Source organism: Halomonas marinisediminis, assembly GCF_004347715.1.
Taxonomy (GTDB): domain Bacteria; phylum Pseudomonadota; class Gammaproteobacteria; order Pseudomonadales; family Halomonadaceae; genus Halomonas; species Halomonas icarae.
The window spans coordinates 1-226 of record NZ_SLTR01000805.1; the positions used below are offsets into that span (position 1 = coordinate 1).

1 protein-coding gene is annotated in these 226 nt (G+C 55.3%); it reads right to left on the reverse strand.

Annotated elements, in window-relative coordinates:
* A partial coding sequence (locus tag E0702_RS18590; RefSeq protein ID WP_240721831.1) for a hypothetical protein occupies window positions 1–205 on the reverse strand: 205 nt, incomplete at its 3' end.
* Window positions 206–226: the final 21 nt, after the last annotated feature.

Below are 226 nucleotides of genomic sequence, written 5' to 3' on the forward strand. Positions count from 1 at the left end.
GGGCAACGGCAAACTGAATTCTTTTAAGCTGTAAGTCTTGATTTGGACTTCCGAGCTCCGCCCAAAGCTCGCGCCGTGCTGGTGAAGCCAATTCCCATTGTACTTCAATTGGCTTCTCACCCTGCCATCCGGCGAACCTGGGTTGCCCGCAGTAGATGAATGGGTTGACCTTGCCGTTCACCTTGTTCCCGCGGCGGATGAACATGTGGACCTCGTGGCCTTCCTC